Raw genomic sequence first — 16865 nt, 5'->3', positions numbered from 1 at the left:
CCGTGGCACTCCCTGTACGACGCTTCGGTGATCCTCAGTATGCGCACAGACATGCAAACGGGCCGCACGCGTGCGCGTGCGGCCCGTCAGTGCACAGGGGGCTCAGTGGCCGCCCTGCTCCTTGAGTCGCTTGTACGAGCGCTCGATCTCCGCCTCGGCGTCCGTACGGCCCACCCAGTTGGCACCCTCGACCGACTTGCCGGGCTCCAGGTCCTTGTAGACCTCGAAGAAGTGCTGGATCTCCAGGCGGTCGAACTCCGACACGTGGTGGATGTCACGCAGGTGCTCCACACGCGGGTCGGACGCCGGGACGCACAGCAGCTTGTCGTCGCCGCCGGCCTCGTCGGTCATCCGGAACATGCCGATCGCGCGGCACTTGATGAGGCAGCCGGGGAAAGTCGGCTCCTCCAGGATGACCAGCGCGTCCAGCGGGTCGCCGTCCTCGCCGAGAGTGTTCTCGACGAAGCCGTAGTCGGCCGGGTAACTGGTCGAGGTGAAGAGTCGACGGTCCAGGCGGATCCGACCGGTCTCGTGGTCCACCTCGTACTTGTTCCGCGAACCCTTCGGGATCTCGATCGTGACGTCGAACTCCACCGGTGGCTCCTCCATGATCAGCACATAGTTCTGGTGGTTAAGTGTCCCTCACGCAGGTGTGTGATCGCGAAAGGGGCTGGTGGTCGTGCCGGAGCTGAGGCCTTGGCGGGCCGCGAGACCGCAAGTGACGCGGGTCGCGCGAGCCGTCCGGCCCCGTCTCGAGCGGGCCGCACAATCCGTGAAACCGCAGGTCACACGGCTCAACCAAGCCGTGAAACCACAGGTCACGCGGGTCACCCGGACCGTGCGGCCACAGGTCACGCGGATCACCGAAGCCGTGTCACCGAAGGTCGCCCGGCTCGTCGGATCCGTGTCACCACAGGTCGCGAAGTTGCCGCGGCCGAACAGGACCTGGCAGTTCACCGCCGTCGCCGCCACCGCCGGAATGGCGCTGGCCGCGGGTGTGGTGACCGCCGCCGGTCCCTGGGACTCCTCGGGTCAGCGTACGGCCGAGCGGGACTACGCAGCCGCACAGGAACAGTCAGGTGGCGTAGATCACGGCCGTTATTCCGATACGTCCGCCAAGGCACCCCGCCCCGCCCCGAGCGCCGCATCCGTCCTCGTCGGCCTCGGCGGCGCCGCCAGCACCGTGAAGTCCGCCCCGACCGGCACGGCCCTCGCCGACGTCCTCACGCCCCTCCTGGGCAACTCCGCGCTCGGCACCCGCCACACGGCCGCCGTGGTCGACGTCTCGACCGGAAAGCGCCTCTACGGAGTCGGCGCCGACGACGCGTTGACCCCGGCCTCGACGACGAAGATCGCCACCGCGACGGCCGCCCTCTCCGCGATGGGCGCCGACCACCGCTTCACCACCCGCGCCGCCCTGGAGCCCGACACCAGGGAACTCGTCCTGGTCGGCGGCGGCGACCCGACCCTGACGGCCCACCAGGACGCCGAGGGCTGGGCCAGCCTGCGCACTCTGGCCGACCGAACGGCGGTGGCCCTGAAGAAGCGCGGCGTGAGCGAGGTGACGCTGTCGTACGACAAGACCCTGTACTCCGGTGCCGAACTCCACCCGATCGGGGAGAACGTCAACCTGGCCCCGGTCAGTGCCCTGATGGCCGACGAGGGTCGTACGGACGACTCGTCCAGCGGCCCGGTCAAGCGCGTGAAGGACCCGGCGGCGGACGCGGCCGAGAAATTCGCGGGCTTCCTTAAGAAGCACGGCATTACGACGACATCCCCCGGTCCCTCCAAGGCGACCGGCCGGGCCACCACCCTCGCCGCGGTCTCCTCGCCCCCGCTCTCCGACATCATCGAGCGGATGCTGACGAACAGCGACAACGACATCGCGGAGGCCATGGCCCGCCAGACCGCCATCGCGACGGGCAAGCGCGCCGACTTCGACGGGGGCGCCGCCGCGATCCAGGCCCAGCTGACCAAGCTTCAACTCCCGGTCAAGGGCGCCGTGTTCAACGACGGCAGCGGCCTCAACCGCGACGACCGCCTCACCGCCGACCTCCTGACCGCCCTCCTGGTCAAGGCCGGTTCCCCGGCCCACCCCGAACTCCGCCCGGTCCTCACCGGCCTCCCCATCGCCGCGTTCACGGGCACCCTGACGAGTCGCTACACGGACGCCACGGGCGCGGCGGGCCTGGTCCGCGCCAAGACCGGCACCCTGACGGGCGTCAACACCCTCGCGGGCACGGTCGTGGACAAAGACGGCCAACTCCTGGCCTTCGCCTTCATGGCCTCCGACACGACGAGCCCCCAGGACGCCCAGGCAGCCCTGGACCACACGGCAACGGCGTTGGCGGCCTGCGGCTGCAGTTGACGGTGGCCGCTACCGCTGTGGGCAGGCGTTCCGCAAGGCGGAACGGGTGGGCACAGCCATCAGCACCGGGCGCCGTTCCAACAGACGCTCACCTGACCGACCTCACGGCCTGCCCCCAGCGGCAGCGCTCACGTACGGTTGACGCATGACGAGCATCGGTGGTGCCGAGATGGTCGACTGGAATCTCGCGGTGGCGACCGCGACCCGACTTGTACGGCCGGGCCCCGAGGTGAGCCGTGACGAGGCCCGGGCCGTCGTCGCGGAGCTGCGCCGGCATGCGAAGGCCTCGGAGCAGCACGTCCGGGGATTCACCCGGATGGGCACGGACGACATCCACGACACCCCGATCCTGGTCGTCGACCGCCCCGGCTGGGTGCGGGCGAACGTCGCCGGGTTCCGGGAGGTCCTCAAGCCGCTGCTCGACAAGATGCAGGAGCGGCGCGGCAACACCCCCGGGGGCGCTGTTTTCGGGGCGGTCGGCGGCAAGGTGACCGGCGTCGAGCTGGGCATGCTGCTGTCGTTCCTGTCCTCGCGCGTGCTCGGGCAGTACGAGACCTTCGCCCCGGCGTCCCGCGAGCTGCCGGCGGGGGCGAAGGGCGGGCGGCTGCTGCTGGTCGCGCCGAACATCGTGCACGTGGAGCGCGAACTCGACGTAGAGCCGCACGACTTCCGTCTGTGGGTGTGCCTGCACGAGGAGACGCACCGCACGCAGTTCACGGCCGTGCCCTGGCTGCGTGACCACCTGGAGGGCGAGATCCAGTCGTTCTTGGGGGAGACCGAGGTCGACCCCATGACGGTCCTGGAGCGCATCCGGGAGGCCGCCCAGTCGCTGGCCGGCGGTCGGCCCGAGGGCGAGGAGGACGACGAGGGCCGGTCCCTCGTGGAGATCGTGCAGACGCCCGCGCAGCGGGAGATCCTCGGCCGGCTCACCGCCGTGATGTCCCTCCTGGAGGGGCACGCCGACTTCGTGATGGACGGCGTCGGCCCGGATGTCGTGCCGAGCGTCGCGGAGATCCGCGAGAAGTTCCAGCAGCGCCGCGCCAAGGGCGCCTCCCGGCTGGACTCGGCGCTGCGCAAGCTGCTCGGCCTCGACGCCAAGCTGCGGCAGTACCGGGACGGCGAGCGGTTCGTCCACGCGGTCGTCGACCAGGTCGGCATGGACGGCTTCAACCGGGTGTGGACCTCCCCGAACACGTTGCCCACGAAGACGGAGATCGCCAAACCGGCGGACTGGGTCGCGCGGGTGCACCGCAAGGCCGAGTCGTGAACCGGTCGCGGATGTGGTGAAACGGATTCGGCCGACGGCAGGCGAACGCCCCTGCAATCACCCGTCCGAGGGACCGTGAGCGATGGGTAGGCGTGCGATGCTCGGGGAACGCCCCGGTTCTGTCACCATCTACACACTCTGAGTGACCGAACCTCGGGCCAACCCCCCGAAAACTTCATGAAGGGAACCGGACATGGGTCCCCATCCTGCGGTCGCGGCGATACGCCTGGCGGTCCGCCGCGTCCTCCACGACATCCTCACCGACCACGAGGCCCTGCAGACCGCCGGAGCCTCCCGGCACACCTCGCACGAGCGCCCGCCCTCGCCGCTCGTGCTCGTCGCATGCTCCGGCGGCGCCGATTCCATGGCTCTCGCCTCCGCCCTCGCCTTCGAAGCCCCCAAGCTGGGCATCCGGGCCGGCGGCATCACCGTCGACCACGGCCTCCAGGCCGGCTCCGACCTGCGCGCCGACGAAGTCGTTCTACGGCTGCGCGAACTGGGCCTGGACCCCGTGGAAGCCACGTCCGTGACCGTGGGCCGCGAGGGCGGCCCCGAGGCAGCCGCCCGGGACGCCCGCTACGCAGCTCTCGACGACTGCGCCGCCCGCCACGGCGCCGCCGCCGTCCTCCTCGGCCACACGCGCGACGACCAGGCGGAAACCGTCCTGCTGGGCCTCGCCCGCGGCTCCGGCATCCGCTCCCTGTCGGGGATGGCCGCGGTCTCGGGGGCCGACGGCCGTTACCGCCGCCCGTTCCTCCAGCTCGACCGGCAGACCGCCCGCAAGGCCTGCATGGTCCAGTCGCTGCCCGTCTGGGACGACCCGCACAACGCAGACCCCGCGTACACGCGTTCCCGTCTGCGCCACGAAGGCCTGCCGGCCCTGGAGAAGGCGCTCGGCAAAGGGGTCGTAGAGGCACTGGCCCGTACCGCGCAGCTGTCCCGGGACGACGCCGACGCCCTCGACACCTGGGCCAGCCAGGCCGAGGCCTCCGTACGGGACGCCACCGGGCTCCTGGAGTGCGCGAAGCTCTACGCCCTGCCGCCCGCCGTACGCCGTCGCATCCTGCGCCGGGCCGCCATCCAGGCCGGTGCCCCGGCCGGTTCGCTGTTCGCCCGGCACATCGAGGAAGTCGACCGGCTGATCACCGGCTGGCGCGGCCAGGGAGCCATCAATCTCCCGGGCAAGGTCGTCGCCCGTCGCCAGGGTGGCAGACTGGTGATTCGGCAAGGCTGAATCGACACCCCCTCCGGGCCTCCGGGGGCGGGGCCAGGTAGTAGCCGGTTGGACGACCGAAAGTGATGCGGGTGGACGCGAAAGACATGGGTGACGACCTCCAGTCGGTGCTCATCACCAAGGAAGAGATCGACGCGAAGCTCGTGGAGCTCGCCGCGAAGATCGACGCGGAGTACGCGGGCAAGGATCTGCTGATCGTCGGCGTCCTCAAGGGCGCGGTGATGGTCATGGCGGACCTCGCCCGGGCGCTGTCCACCCCCGTCACCATGGACTGGATGGCCGTGTCGTCGTACGGCGCGGGCACCCAGTCCTCCGGTGTCGTGCGGATCCTCAAGGACCTCGACACCGACATCAAGGGCAAGCACGTCCTCATCGTCGAGGACATCATCGACTCGGGCCTGACGCTGTCCTGGCTGATCTCCAACCTCGGCTCGCGCGAGCCCGACTCGTTGAAGATCTGCACCCTGCTCCGCAAGCCGGAGGCGGCCAAGGTCGCCATCGAGGTGGAGTGGGTCGGCTTCGACATCCCGAACGAGTTCGTCGTCGGCTACGGCCTCGACTACGCGGAGAAGTACCGCAACCTCCCGTTCGTCGGTACGCTCGCGCCGCACGTCTACGGCGGCTAGGGCCACTCGGCCCAAGCCCTGTAAGACGATCGGGAACCCCAGCGGGTTTCGCGCCGTTGGAGCATGCAGACGCGTCTCCCAGCCGTCCCGTGCGACTTCGGGCAACATTGCTGGGGTACGGTCAGAAGAACTGTCTTTATCAAACTCACTATGGCAGGAGGGACGGAGCGAATTCGCTCCGTATGGATGGACGTGAAGCGATACTTCCGTGGGCCGGTCATGTGGATCGTGCTGGCCGTCCTTGCCGTGGTCGTGTTGATGCAGGTCGTCGGCTCGTCCGGCGGCTACAAGGCGGTGGACACCGGCCAGGTCGTCCAGGCGATCAATGACAACAAGGTCGAGTCGGCCAAGATCACCACCGGTGACGAGCAGACCATCAAGGTCACGCTCAAGGACGGCGTAAAGGTCGAGGGCAGCTCCAAGATCCAGGCGAGCTACATCGGCGACCAAGGCGTGGACCTCGCGGCCACGCTGCAGACCAAGTACCAGGACAAGCAGATTCCGGACGGCTACACGGTGTCGCCGACGAAGCAGAACGCTTTCGTCGGGATCCTGTTGTCGCTGCTCCCCTTCGTCCTCATCGTGGTCGTCTTCCTGTTCCTGATGAACCAGATGCAGGGCGGCGGCTCCCGAGTCATGAACTTCGGGAAGTCCAAGGCCAAGCTCATCACCAAGGACACCCCGAAGACGACGTTCGCGGACGTCGCGGGCTCCGACGAGGCCGTCGAGGAACTGCACGAGATCAAGGAGTTCCTCCAGGAGCCGGCGAAGTTCCAGGCCGTCGGCGCCAAGATCCCCAAGGGCGTACTCCTGTACGGCCCTCCCGGCACCGGCAAGACCCTGCTGGCGCGCGCCGTCGCGGGCGAGGCCGGGGTGCCCTTCTACTCGATCTCCGGTTCCGACTTCGTCGAGATGTTCGTCGGTGTCGGTGCCTCCCGAGTCCGTGACCTGTTCGAGCAGGCCAAGGCGAACGCCCCGGCGATCGTCTTCGTCGACGAGATCGACGCGGTCGGCCGCCATCGCGGCGCCGGCCTCGGCGGTGGACACGACGAGCGCGAGCAGACGCTGAACCAGCTGCTCGTCGAGATGGACGGCTTCGACGTCAAGGGCGGCGTGATCCTCATCGCCGCGACGAACCGGCCCGACATCCTCGACCCGGCCCTCCTGCGCCCCGGCCGCTTCGACCGCCAGATCGCGGTCGACCGCCCGGACATGCAGGGCCGTCTGGAGATCCTCAAGGTCCACCAGAAGGGCAAGCCGGTCGCACCGGACGTCGATCTGTCGGCCGTCGCGCGCCGTACGCCGGGCTTCACCGGCGCGGACCTGAGCAACGTCCTCAACGAGGCCGCCCTGCTCACCGCCCGAGGCAACCGCAAGCTGATCGACAACGCCATGCTGGACGAGGCGATCGACCGTGTGGTCGCGGGCCCGCAGAAGCGGACCCGGATCATGTCGGACAAGGAGAAGAAGATCACCGCGTACCACGAGGGCGGACACGCCCTGGTCGCGGCGGCTTCCCCGAACTCCGACCCGGTGCACAAGATCACGATCCTCTCCCGAGGCCGTGCTCTGGGCTACACGATGGTCCTGCCGGAAGAGGACAAGTACTCGACCACGCGCAACGAGATGCTCGACCAGCTGGCCTACATGCTGGGCGGCCGCGCGGCCGAGGAACTGGTCTTCCACGACCCGACCACGGGCGCCGCGAACGACATCGAGAAGGCCACCGCGACGGCCCGCGCGATGGTCACGCAGTACGGCATGACCGAGCGCCTCGGCGCGATCAAGTTCGGCGGCGACAACACCGAGCCCTTCCTGGGCCGGGAGATGTCGCACCCGCGCGACTACTCGGAAGAGGTCGCCGCGCTCGTCGACGAAGAGGTCAAGAAGCTCATCGAGAACGCGCACAACGAGGCCTGGGAGATCCTGGTCGAGAACCGTGACGTGCTCGACGCGCTCGTGCTGCAGCTGCTGGAGAAGGAGACGCTGAACAAGGAGCAGATCGCCGAGGTCTTCGCTCCCATCGTCCGGCGTCCGGCCCGTCCCTCCTGGACCGGCTCCTCCCGCCGTACGCCGTCCACCCGCCCGCCGGTGCTCTCCCCCAAGGAGCTCTCACTGACGAACGGGACGAACGGCGCGGGTCCCGCGATCACCGCCGGTGCGACCACCGAGTCCTCTCCCACGCTGGAGAAGGCCCCGGAGGACCGCCCCGAGAACTGACGCGCGTCTCACACGGCTCGAAATGGAAGCCGCGCCCCCCGGGATTTAGCCTGGGGGGCGCGGCTTTTCCATATGCCCGCAACTGAGGCGTGTGTCCGCACACGCGTGACCCGCACAGGAACGAGGCACCGCTATGACCGACCCCGTGACGCTGGACGGCGAGGGAGCGATCGGCGTCTTCGACGAGAAGCGCGCCGAGAACGCCGTACGCGAGCTGTTGATCGCGGTCGGGGAGGACCCCGACCGTGAGGGGCTCAGGGAGACGCCGGGGCGGGTGGCTCGGGCGTACAAGGAGATATTCGCGGGGTTGTGGCAGAAGCCGGAGGATGTGCTGACGACGACGTTCGACCTGGGGCACGACGAGATGGTCCTGGTGAAGGACATCGAGGTCTTGAGCAACTGCGAGCACCATTTGGTGCCGTTCGTCGGGGTCGCGCATGTCGGGTACATCCCGTCCGCCGACGGGAAGATCACCGGGTTGTCGAAGCTGGCGCGGCTGGTGGATGTCTATGCGCGGCGGCCTCAGGTGCAGGAGCGGTTGACCACGCAGGTCGCGGATTCCCTGATGGAGATTCTGGAGCCGCGGGGGGTCATCGTCGTCGTTGAGTGCGAGCACATGTGCATGTCGATGAGGGGGGTGCGGAAGCCCGGTGCCAAGACCATCACGTCTGCTGTGCGGGGGCAGTTGCGGGACCCGGCGACTCGTAATGAAGCGATGAGTTTGATCATGGCTCGCTGACGGGTCACTTCGGGTGCGGGTCCGGTGGGGGCTGGTCGCGCCGTTCCCCGCGCCCCTTTCGGGGCGCTCAAGCGAGGGGCGTTATCTCATCAGGTGACCGGGGTTGCCCCGGCCGCGTTGTTGTCGTCGTCCTCCGGGAGTTTGCAGACTCGCTCCAGGAAGATCGCCGCCGCTATGACCGCGATGCCCGCTACGACCGAGAAGCCGGCGTAGATGGCCTGGTCGCGGCGGGCGGGGATGTCGAGGGACTCCAGGAGGTAGGCGCCCGTGCCGCCGTACATGCCGGCTACGAGGGCGGCGACCAGGGCGCTGGACTGGCCGAAGACGACCGCGCGGGCGGCCATCAGGGGGTCGACGCCCTTGGCGCCGGGGCGGCGCTCGCGCTGGGCCTTGAGGCGGGCGCGCAGGGAGAGCGCCGTGGCCAGCAGGACCACGGCGATCACGGCGAGGACGATGGGCGCGGCCAGCGGGACGCTCGGCAGGGTCCCCACCGCGCTCCACAGCCGGGCCCCCGCCCAGGACAGCACTCCGGCGATCACGAACACGCCGGCCAGCACCCTGATCCGCAGCTCTCTCACGGTGTCCCTTCAGCTCCCCGTGCCCTGTCCGGGCGTAGTGGTCGTCTCGACCTTAACGACTACTCGGGCAGCCGGAGTTCCAGGTCCTTGCGGGGCGCGACACCGTCGCGGGTGATGTCGTCCAGGAGGGCGGCGACCGGGCCGTGGCCGGGCAACTGCGCCTCGGGGTCCACGTCGTGCCAGGGGACGAGGACGAAGGCCCGCTCGTGGGCGCGCGGGTGGGGGAGCGTCAGGACCGGGTCGTCCGAGACGACGTCGGCGTACGCGACGATGTCGACGTCGATCGTGCGCGCGCCCCAGCGCTCCTCGCGGACCCGGTGGAAGGCCTCCTCGACCGCGTGCGCCCGCTCCAGCAGGGAGGACGGGGGCAGGGTGGTCTTGAGGACGACGACCGCGTTGAAGTACGACGGCTGGCTGCCGGGCTCGACGCCCCACGGCACCGTCTCGTAGACAGGGGACACGGCCTTGATGCGGACGCCGGGGGTGTCCTCCAGGGCGTCGATCGCACCCTGGAGGGTCTCCAGGCGGTTGCCCAGGTTCGCGCCGATGGAGATCACGGCGCGCCTCGGGTTGCTGAGGGTGGTGTCGGCGGCGTCCACCTGCTGCACCACGGAGGCGGGCACCGGCTGGACGGTCGGGTCGCTGTGACCCTCGGTGAACGAGAAGGTCATACTCGGCTCCGGGTGATGGTGACGGTCACGTCGTCGAAGGGGACGGTGATCGGGGCGTCCGGCTTGTGGACGCGGACCTCGACCTCCTCGACCCCTTCGTGCTTCAGGCAGGTCTGCGCGATGCGCTCGGCGAGGGTCTCGATGAGGTTGACGGGCTCGCCCTGGACGACGGCCACGACCTCCTCGGCCACGATGCCGTAGTGCACGGTCTTCGCCAGGTCGTCGTCGGCGGCGGCCGGCCGGGTGTCCAGGCCCAGGACGAGGTCCACGATGAAGGTCTGGCCCTCCTCGCGCTCCTTGGGGAACACGCCGTGGTGCCCGCGGGCCTTCAGGCCGCTCAGCGCGACACGATCCACGCGAATCACTCCTGCAATCGTCGGTGGTGGCCGGTTCGTACCGTGTGCGGGCGGTACCCCGGCCTCGAACGAATCTACCTGCGGGCACTGACAACGCCGGGCCACGAGGGCGTGGGCGCCGCCCGGGGCCAGAGGATTCACAGAGCGTTTCCCCTGGGGAACCCGGTGGCTCATGGGTCGGTAGCCGCCCCTACCCGCACGTTCGTGATTCCAACCACTTCTTGGTCCCGACGGGTTGCGACGGGTTCTCCCAGGGGGCGCCTACCCACTCAGGTGGGGGTGTCCTCGCCCTCGTCCTCGTCGTTTTCGGCCAGAACCGGGGACGCGTGGTGCGACCAGAGCTTCCAGCCCTCGGGGGTGCGCCGGAACACGTTCGTGGCGACCACGAGCTGGCCGACCAGGGGGCCCAGTTCGTCGCTGTCGTCGGGGGAGGGGCCGCCGCTGAGGATGTTCTCCGTGCAGGTGACCAGCGCGGTGTCGCCGGTCACCGAGACATGCACGTCCGTGAGGAAGAACTGGATGTACTCGGTGTTCGCCATGATCAGCGCGTACGACCGCAGGACCTCGCCGCGGCCGGTCAGCACCGGCCAGCCCGGGTGCACGCAGGAGATCACGCCGCTGTCCGCCGGGTCGTGGTACTCCTCGTCGACGCCGAGGTCGGCCGGGGTCAGCCAGAGCGCGGAGAGCTCGTCGAAGTCACCGCGCTCCAGGGTCTCGTAGAACGCGGTGTTGGCGAGTTCCACCTGCTCGACGTCGGTGTGCGGGGCGGTCACAGGGCGGCCTCGGAGTTGGTGTGAGCGGCCGGTCGGGCGCCGGGGGCGCGCGCTCCCTCGACGGCGCGGGCGACGCGTACGGCGTCGGCGGTGGCGCGGACCTCGTGGACGCGCACCGCCCAGGCGCCGGCGTGCGCCGCGAGCGCGGAGACGGCGGCCGTGGCGGCGTCGCGCTCGCGCGCGGGCGGGGGCGCGCCCTCGGGGCCCGCGAGGACGCGGCCGAGGAACCGTTTGCGGGAGGCGGCGACCAGGAGGGGGTGGCCGAGGGCGAGCAGGCGGTCGAGGTGGGCCAGGAGCACGAGGTCGTGCTCGGCGTCCTTGGAGAAGCCGAGGCCCGGGTCGACGACGATCCGGTCGGGGGCGACACCGCCGGCCAGAACGGCCTCCACGCGTGCGTGCAGTTCGTCGACGACCTCGGTGACGACGTCGTCGTAGACCCCCTTGACGTTGCCGCCCTCCAGGAAGCCGCGCCAGTGCATGACGACGAAGGGGGCGCCCGAGGCCGCGACGACCGGGATCATCGCGGGGTCCGCGAGGCCGCCGCTGACGTCGTTGACGAGGGCGGCGCCAGCGGCGAGGGCCTGCTCGGCGACGGAGGCGCGCATGGTGTCCACGGAGACGGTGACGCCCTCGGAGGCGAGACCGCGCACTACGGGGATGACGCGCTTGAGTTCCTCGGCCTCGTCGACGCGGGACGCGCCGGGGCGGGTGGACTCACCGCCGACGTCCACCAGGTCGGCGCCCTCGGTGACCAGGTCCAGGCCGCGCTTCACCGCCGCCGTGGTGTCGAAGAAGCGGCCGCCGTCGGAGAAGGAGTCCGGGGTGACGTTCACGACCCCCATGACCGCGCACCGGTCCCACTCCGGAAGGCCCGTGACGCGCCCGCGCCCGCTCTGCTTGCTCATACGTTCAGCGTAGGCCCAGGAGGAGGGGGCACGGCCCTGCGGGCCGGGGGGTGCTCCGGTGGTCGGCCTGCTTCGCAGGGGGTGGGCCCTCGTGAGGCCCTGGTGGGTGGGGTCGGGGTCGTGGCGGTACGGCGAGCCCGCCGCAGGTCGGGCCCTTTGGTTTCTCAGCATGGTTGAACGGGTTGGTGCCGGCTACGCGGCGGGCTGCGCCGTACCGCCACGACCCGCTCCCGGTTCGTTGGCGGCCGCGGGCCGGTGGGTGGGGTCCTGGGCCTCCTTCGCGGGGCCGTACCGGCTCGCGGACTTGGAGCGGCCGGCGGTGGGCGTCGGCCCTTGCCGTGATCGGCCGTGACCCTCGGGGGACCGGTCCGCGCCCGTCGTCGTAGCGCCCCGGGGTTCGCGCGACGACCTCCGGGCCCGACACGCGGAAACCTCGGGCCCGGCCCGAGCAAGCCCCCCAGCCGGAGCTGAAGGTCTCGCCCGGGTCGGGCCCGTTGGTCAGGCTGCGCGGACATCCCGTTCCGCCAGGCCGTGGGTGCAGGCCGGGGCCGCGGTCGTGCGGCGGCGGAGGAAGCGGGGGAGGGGGAGGGCCAGGTTGACGAAGCCCTCGGCCTGCATCGCGGCGAAGCCGATGCGGGGGAGGTCGCCGGAGGCGCGGTAGACGACGAAGCGGGGTTCCCAGCGGGGCTGGAACTTCGCGTTGAACTTGTACAGGGACTCGATCTGGAACCAGCGGGACAGGAAGACGAGCAGTCCGCGCCAGGCGCGCAGCACCGGGCCCGCGCCGATCTTCTCGCCGCGGGCGAGCGCCGCGCGGAACATCGCGAAGTTGAGCGACACGCGCGTGATGCCGAGCTTCGGTGCCGCCTGGAGGGAGGCCACGATCAGCAGTTCGTTCATCCCCGGGTCCGCCGCGCGGTCGCGGCGCATCAGGTCCAGCGACATGCCGTCGGTGCCCCAGGGCACGAAGTGCAGGATCGCCTTCAAGTCGCCGTACTCGCCCGGCTGTTCGTCCGTCTTGTGGGCGGTGGCGATGAAGCAGTCACCGTCCTCCGGGTCGCCGATGCGGCCGAGCGCCATGGAGAAGCCGCGCTCGGTGTCGGTGCCCCGCCAGGCCTCCGCGGCGAGCCGGATCCGCTCCAACTCGCCCTCACCGAGGTCACGTACACGCCGTACCCGGGTTTCGTAGCCGGCCCGCTCGATGCGCTTCACCATTTGGCGTACGTTGCGCATCGCGCGCCCGGCGAGCGAGAAATCCGCCACGTCGACCACCGCCTCGTCGCCCAGTTCGAGGGCGTCGAGACCGGTCTCGCGGGTCCACACCTCGCCGCCCGTCTCCGAGCAGCCCATGACGGCGGGCGTCCAGGAGTGGGCCTTCGCCTCGTCCATGAACCGCTCGATGGCGCCCGGCCAGGCCTCCACGTCGCCGATGGGGTCACCACTGGCGAGCATCACTCCGGAGACCACGCGGTATGTCACCGCCGCCTTGCCGCTGGGCGAGAAGACGACGGCCTTGTCGCGGCGCAGGGCGAAGTGGCCCAGCGAGTCGCGCCGGCCGTGCTTCTCCAGGAGGGCGCGCAGGTGCGTCTCGTCCTCCGGGGTGAGCTGTGCGGCCGGGTGTTCGGGGCGGAACGCGAGGTAGATCGTGGTGACCGCGGTGAGCAGGCCCAGGGCGCCCAGCGAGAACGCGACCGTCCAGGAGGTGCTGCCTTCGTAGTCGACCGGGCCCTCGAAGCCGAACAGGCCGTACAGGACGTGCGTAATCCGATCGGCCAGGCTCGGGTCGCCGACCATGCGCTTGGAGTGGACGCTGACGATGACCAGTCCGAGGACGAGGGAACCGGCGCCCATGAGCACGAAGTTGGCGAGCGCGCGCCACCTGCTGCGCGGGTCGGGCAGCGCCCGGAACTCGTCTCGGTGCAGCAGCAGCGGCGCGAGCAGCGCGGCCGAGATGACGACTCCTATGAGGGAGTGCCGGTACGCGAACTGCGCCACCGCGCCCGCCGGAAGCAGCGCGACGGCGGCCCGCCACGCCCGGCGCTTGCGCCGCCTGAGCCCGTGCGCGAGGAGCAGCAGCAGCACGCCGGCGCTCAGCGAGAGCGCCGCCGCGAACGGACCGAGCGCGCCCGGGAGCACCTCGGCCATCGTGTGCATACGGCTGTGCCGGAAGCGCGGGAACACCCCCGCGGCGATGTCCAGCAGGCCGACGAGGGCGCAGGCCCTGGCGACGAGCGTGGGAACGACCTCGGGGCGCGGACCTCGGACTATGCGCCGGACCCGGCCTGAACGGCTCGGAACCCCACCCGACATTTCCCCATCTATCCTGACAGACATCGCATCCCGTAGTTCTGCGAGAGACCTTGGATCCGGGCCCGATTCGGGCATCCGGCGACATTGCGCCCTCTAGGACGGTGTCTAGAGGAAGGAGGTTCCTTCCTTACCGAAAAGCCGGTTCAAAGGCAGAGGAAAGCCCGGGGCAAGCGTTCGCGAAAGTTGCGTGCGCCATGGGCGGAAAGCGCAGGCGGGGACAGCTCATGGGACTCACGAGCAGGAAAGTTCTGGTACTGGCGGTCGTCTGCGCCGTGCTGCTGTTCATCGGCACAGTATGGCTGTGGCCCCGCCTGGCCAGACACAACTGGCGGGCCGTCAGCGGGCGCGTGGGCCTGCTGCTGGCAACGCAGTTGGTGCTCTTCGCCTCGGTCGGCCTCGGCGCCAACCAGGCCTTCGGTTTCTACGCCAGCTGGTCCGACCTGTTCGGCAAGGAGACCGGCCAGGGAGTGGTCGTCGACAACTCGGCGCTCCAGGGCGCCGGCGGACCGGTCCAAGTGGTCGACACCCGGCGGGTGGACGCACCGGGCGGTTCCTCGCGGCCGGAGACCGTGGGCCAGGTGCAGCGGGTCGACATAGCCGGTCGTACGACCCACATCACCACCCCCGCGTACGTGTACCTGCCGCCGGAGTACTTCCAGCCGCGCAACCACACCCGCTCGTTCCCGGCGACGGTCGTCCTCACGGGGTACCCGGGCACCGCCCAGGCGCTCGTCGACAAGCTGAACTACCCGCGCACGGCACTGGAGTTGGCCAGGGCGGGCCGGATGCAGCCGATGATCCTGGTGATGATGCGGCCCACGGTGGCGCCGCCGCGCGACACGGAGTGCGTGGACGTCCCGGGTGGGCCGCAGACGGAGTCGTTCTTCGCCAAGGACCTTCCCGACGCCGTGACGGCCCACTACAGGGTGAGCAAGAAGCCCGGGAGCTGGGGCATCATCGGCGATTCCACGGGCGGTTACTGCGCCCTGAAACTCGCCATGCACCACCCCGGGGTGTACGCCGCGGCGGCGGGCCTGTCGCCGTACTACAAGGCACCGAACGACCCCACCACGGGAAACCTCTTCCAGGGCGACGAGACGCTGCGGAACGAGGCCGACCTGTCCTGGTACATCAAGCACCGGCCCGCGCCCGACACCTCACTGCTCGTCACCAGCAGCAGGGTCGGCGAACACAACTACAACGACACCCTGAAATTCATCGCCCAGGTGAGGGCCAGGAACTCCACCCGTATCTCGTCGATCATCCTGGACAGCGGCGGCCACAACTTCAACACCTGGCGACGGGAGATCCCGCCGGCCCTCCAGTGGATCAGCGGGCGGCTCACCGACTGGTGGAAGTGACCGCCGGACCCGGGTGAGAGAAGAGGGGTGGCTGTGTTTTTACCGGGCGGGGCACCATGATTCGCCTACGCGCGGTAAGTTTCTGGCCATGCCACGTGGACGTCACCGCCATTCCCCGCCGTTGCACCGGCTGTTGCCCCCCTCGGCGATCGCAGGCGTGTCGCTCGTCTGCGCCTTCGGGCCCTGGGTCTTCTCGCAACCGGCGGCGCTCCGCATAGTCGCGGCGATCGCCGCCGCGACCGCGCTCGTCGGCGCGGCGTTCATGCGCCGCTGGGACACACAGGCGGGCAAGCAGGTGGCCGACCTGATACGCGCGCGTACGAGCGACGAGTGGCGCTACGAGGAGCGGCTCGCCGAACTCGAGTCCGACCTCGACGAGTCGCGTGAACTCCGGGTCAAGCTGGAGCACAAGCTGCGCGCCAAGCGCACGGAGCTGGCGGGCCTGCGCAACGAGCACGCGGCCCTGCTGCGCCGGTACGCCACGGCCGAGACCGAGCGCGCGAGCGCCCTGGAGGGCCGCCGCCTGCTGGAGATAGAGGCCGCGGAACCCGCGCGCGCGTTGCCACCGGTTCCGGCCGACGGCGACGACGAGGCGTCGGCGGACGCGGAGTTGGAGCTCCAGGACGACGTTCCCGAGACGGACGACACCGAGGCTGTGGCTGCTTCGGTCGACGCCGACGACGAGACGGACGCCGAGGGCGAGACCGACACCGACGCCGAGGGCGACACCGAGGACGAGGAGTCGGAGGCGGCCGAGGTCGCCGCGGCCGCAGCGGAGAAGTCGTCGGAGTCCGCGGTGTTCTCCCCGGAGGGGTCCAAGCTTTTCCTGCGCGCCAAGGCGGCCCTGGTCCGGCTCGACGACGACCACGAGACCCCGGCGCCCGCGCCGAAGGACTCCGCGCCGAGCGACCCCGCGCCGAAGGACCTCGCTCCCAAGGACCTCGCACCGAAGGACGACGACTCCGCGCGGGCCGAGCCCGCCCCGGTGCCGGCCGACAGCGGCGGTTCCGGGTCGGAGGCCGCGCAGGAGGACGAGGCGGAGGGGAAGCCCGAGGCGGTCGACGGGCATGAGCACGCGGCCGCCGTTCCCCCGGCCGCGCCGTCCGCACAGCCCGCCCCGTCCGCACAGCCGTCCGGCCACTTCACCGTGCCGACCGCGGTGGCCGTCGTACCGGCATCTCCCGTACGGCGCCCGATGGTCGAGGGCGGTTTCGACTTCTTCGGCATGCAGAAGGGCTCGACGTCCGCCGCGATGGACGCCGTGCAGAACGAGGACCTCGCCGACGTCGTGGGCGAGGAGGCCATCGCCGTGCACAAGGCCGAGGCGGAGGCGCAGTTCAAGCCGGCCGACGAGCGGTCGCGCGATGTCGGCCACGGCCAGGTCATCGACCTGACGGCCCACGACGAGACCGAGCAGATCAACCTCCACGGGCTGCGCAGCGCGGCTTCCTGACCGA

At 70.3% G+C, this 16865-nt stretch carries 15 protein-coding genes; 8 read left to right on the top strand and 7 right to left on the bottom strand.

Features of this window, described 5'->3' with window-relative positions:
- Positions 1-102: 102 nt before the first annotated feature.
- A complete protein-coding gene (locus OO69_RS41540; RefSeq protein WP_019070224.1) occupies positions 103-594 on the bottom strand; it encodes an inorganic diphosphatase in 492 nt (163 codons plus the stop codon).
- 79 nt (positions 595-673) lie between these two features.
- On the opposite strand from OO69_RS41540, the gene dacB reads away from it, so the two are divergent.
- From dacB to folE, 6 genes are all read left to right on the top strand, one after another.
- Positions 674-2368, top strand: coding sequence for a D-alanyl-D-alanine carboxypeptidase/D-alanyl-D-alanine-endopeptidase (dacB, locus tag OO69_RS41535; RefSeq protein WP_078652803.1), 1695 nt, complete (start codon positions 674-676; stop codon positions 2366-2368).
- Positions 2369-2513: 145 nt separating this feature from the next.
- Positions 2514-3635 carry a zinc-dependent metalloprotease gene (locus OO69_RS41530; protein WP_033286143.1) on the top strand — a complete coding sequence of 374 codons (1122 nt, stop codon included), beginning with the start codon at positions 2514-2516 and terminating at the stop codon, positions 3633-3635.
- Positions 3636-3828: 193 nt separating this feature from the next.
- Positions 3829-4869 (top strand): tRNA lysidine(34) synthetase TilS, encoded by a 1041-nt coding sequence (gene tilS / locus OO69_RS41525; RefSeq protein ID WP_033286142.1) that lies wholly within the window; start codon positions 3829-3831, stop codon positions 4867-4869.
- Positions 4870-4934: 65 nt separating this feature from the next.
- Positions 4935-5495: a hypoxanthine phosphoribosyltransferase gene (hpt, locus tag OO69_RS41520; protein WP_033286141.1), complete on the top strand. Its 561-nt coding sequence runs from the start codon at positions 4935-4937 to the stop codon at positions 5493-5495.
- Between the two features lie 186 nt (positions 5496-5681).
- The gene (ftsH, locus tag OO69_RS41515; protein ID WP_033286140.1) at positions 5682-7715 is read left to right on the top strand and encodes an ATP-dependent zinc metalloprotease FtsH; all 2034 of its coding nucleotides are present in this window, start codon (positions 5682-5684) and stop codon (positions 7713-7715) included.
- A gap of 133 nt (positions 7716-7848) precedes the next feature.
- Complete coding sequence (gene folE, locus OO69_RS41510; RefSeq protein ID WP_033286139.1) at positions 7849-8454, top strand: GTP cyclohydrolase I FolE; 606 nt, start codon at positions 7849-7851, stop codon at positions 8452-8454.
- Positions 8455-8543: 89 nt separating this feature from the next.
- On the opposite strand, the gene OO69_RS41505 is transcribed toward folE, so the two are convergent.
- The 6 genes from OO69_RS41505 to OO69_RS41480 form a co-directional block, all read right to left on the bottom strand.
- Positions 8544-9032 carry a DUF3180 domain-containing protein gene (locus OO69_RS41505; protein ID WP_033286138.1) on the bottom strand — a complete coding sequence of 163 codons (489 nt, stop codon included), beginning with the start codon at positions 9030-9032 and terminating at the stop codon, positions 8544-8546.
- Positions 9033-9091: 59 nt separating this feature from the next.
- Positions 9092-9703 (bottom strand): 2-amino-4-hydroxy-6-hydroxymethyldihydropteridine diphosphokinase, encoded by a 612-nt coding sequence (gene folK / locus OO69_RS41500; RefSeq protein ID WP_033286137.1) that lies wholly within the window; start codon positions 9701-9703, stop codon positions 9092-9094.
- Entirely contained in the window at positions 9700-10059 is a 360-nt protein-coding gene (gene folB / locus OO69_RS41495) for a dihydroneopterin aldolase (protein WP_033286136.1), read from the bottom strand. The genes folK and folB overlap by 4 nt, the downstream gene beginning before the upstream one ends.
- Before the next feature lie 269 nt (positions 10060-10328).
- The gene (locus tag OO69_RS41490) at positions 10329-10832 is read right to left on the bottom strand and encodes a nuclear transport factor 2 family protein (protein WP_019064272.1); all 504 of its coding nucleotides are present in this window, start codon (positions 10830-10832) and stop codon (positions 10329-10331) included.
- A complete protein-coding gene (gene folP, locus OO69_RS41485; protein ID WP_033286135.1) occupies positions 10829-11737 on the bottom strand; it encodes a dihydropteroate synthase in 909 nt (302 codons plus the stop codon). The genes OO69_RS41490 and folP overlap by 4 nt, the downstream gene beginning before the upstream one ends.
- Before the next feature lie 498 nt (positions 11738-12235).
- Positions 12236-14047, bottom strand: coding sequence for a phosphatidylglycerol lysyltransferase domain-containing protein (locus tag OO69_RS41480; RefSeq protein ID WP_033286134.1), 1812 nt, complete (start codon positions 14045-14047; stop codon positions 12236-12238).
- Positions 14048-14271: 224 nt separating this feature from the next.
- Here OO69_RS41480 and OO69_RS41475 point away from each other — a divergent pair, with 224 nt between their 5' ends.
- Both OO69_RS41475 and OO69_RS41470 read left to right on the top strand, forming a co-directional pair.
- Positions 14272-15408, top strand: a complete 1137-nt coding sequence (locus OO69_RS41475) for an alpha/beta hydrolase (RefSeq protein ID WP_033286133.1) — start codon at positions 14272-14274, stop codon at positions 15406-15408.
- 88 nt (positions 15409-15496) lie between these two features.
- A complete protein-coding gene (locus tag OO69_RS41470) occupies positions 15497-16861 on the top strand; it encodes a hypothetical protein (protein WP_234444668.1) in 1365 nt (454 codons plus the stop codon).
- Positions 16862-16865 lie beyond the last annotated feature (4 nt).

The organism is Streptomyces sp. NRRL F-525, from assembly GCF_000716605.1.
Lineage (GTDB): Bacteria > Actinomycetota > Actinomycetes > Streptomycetales > Streptomycetaceae > Streptomyces.
The sequence above is the reverse complement of the archived record's forward strand: the minus strand, read 5'-3'. Positions and strand labels throughout refer to the sequence as shown.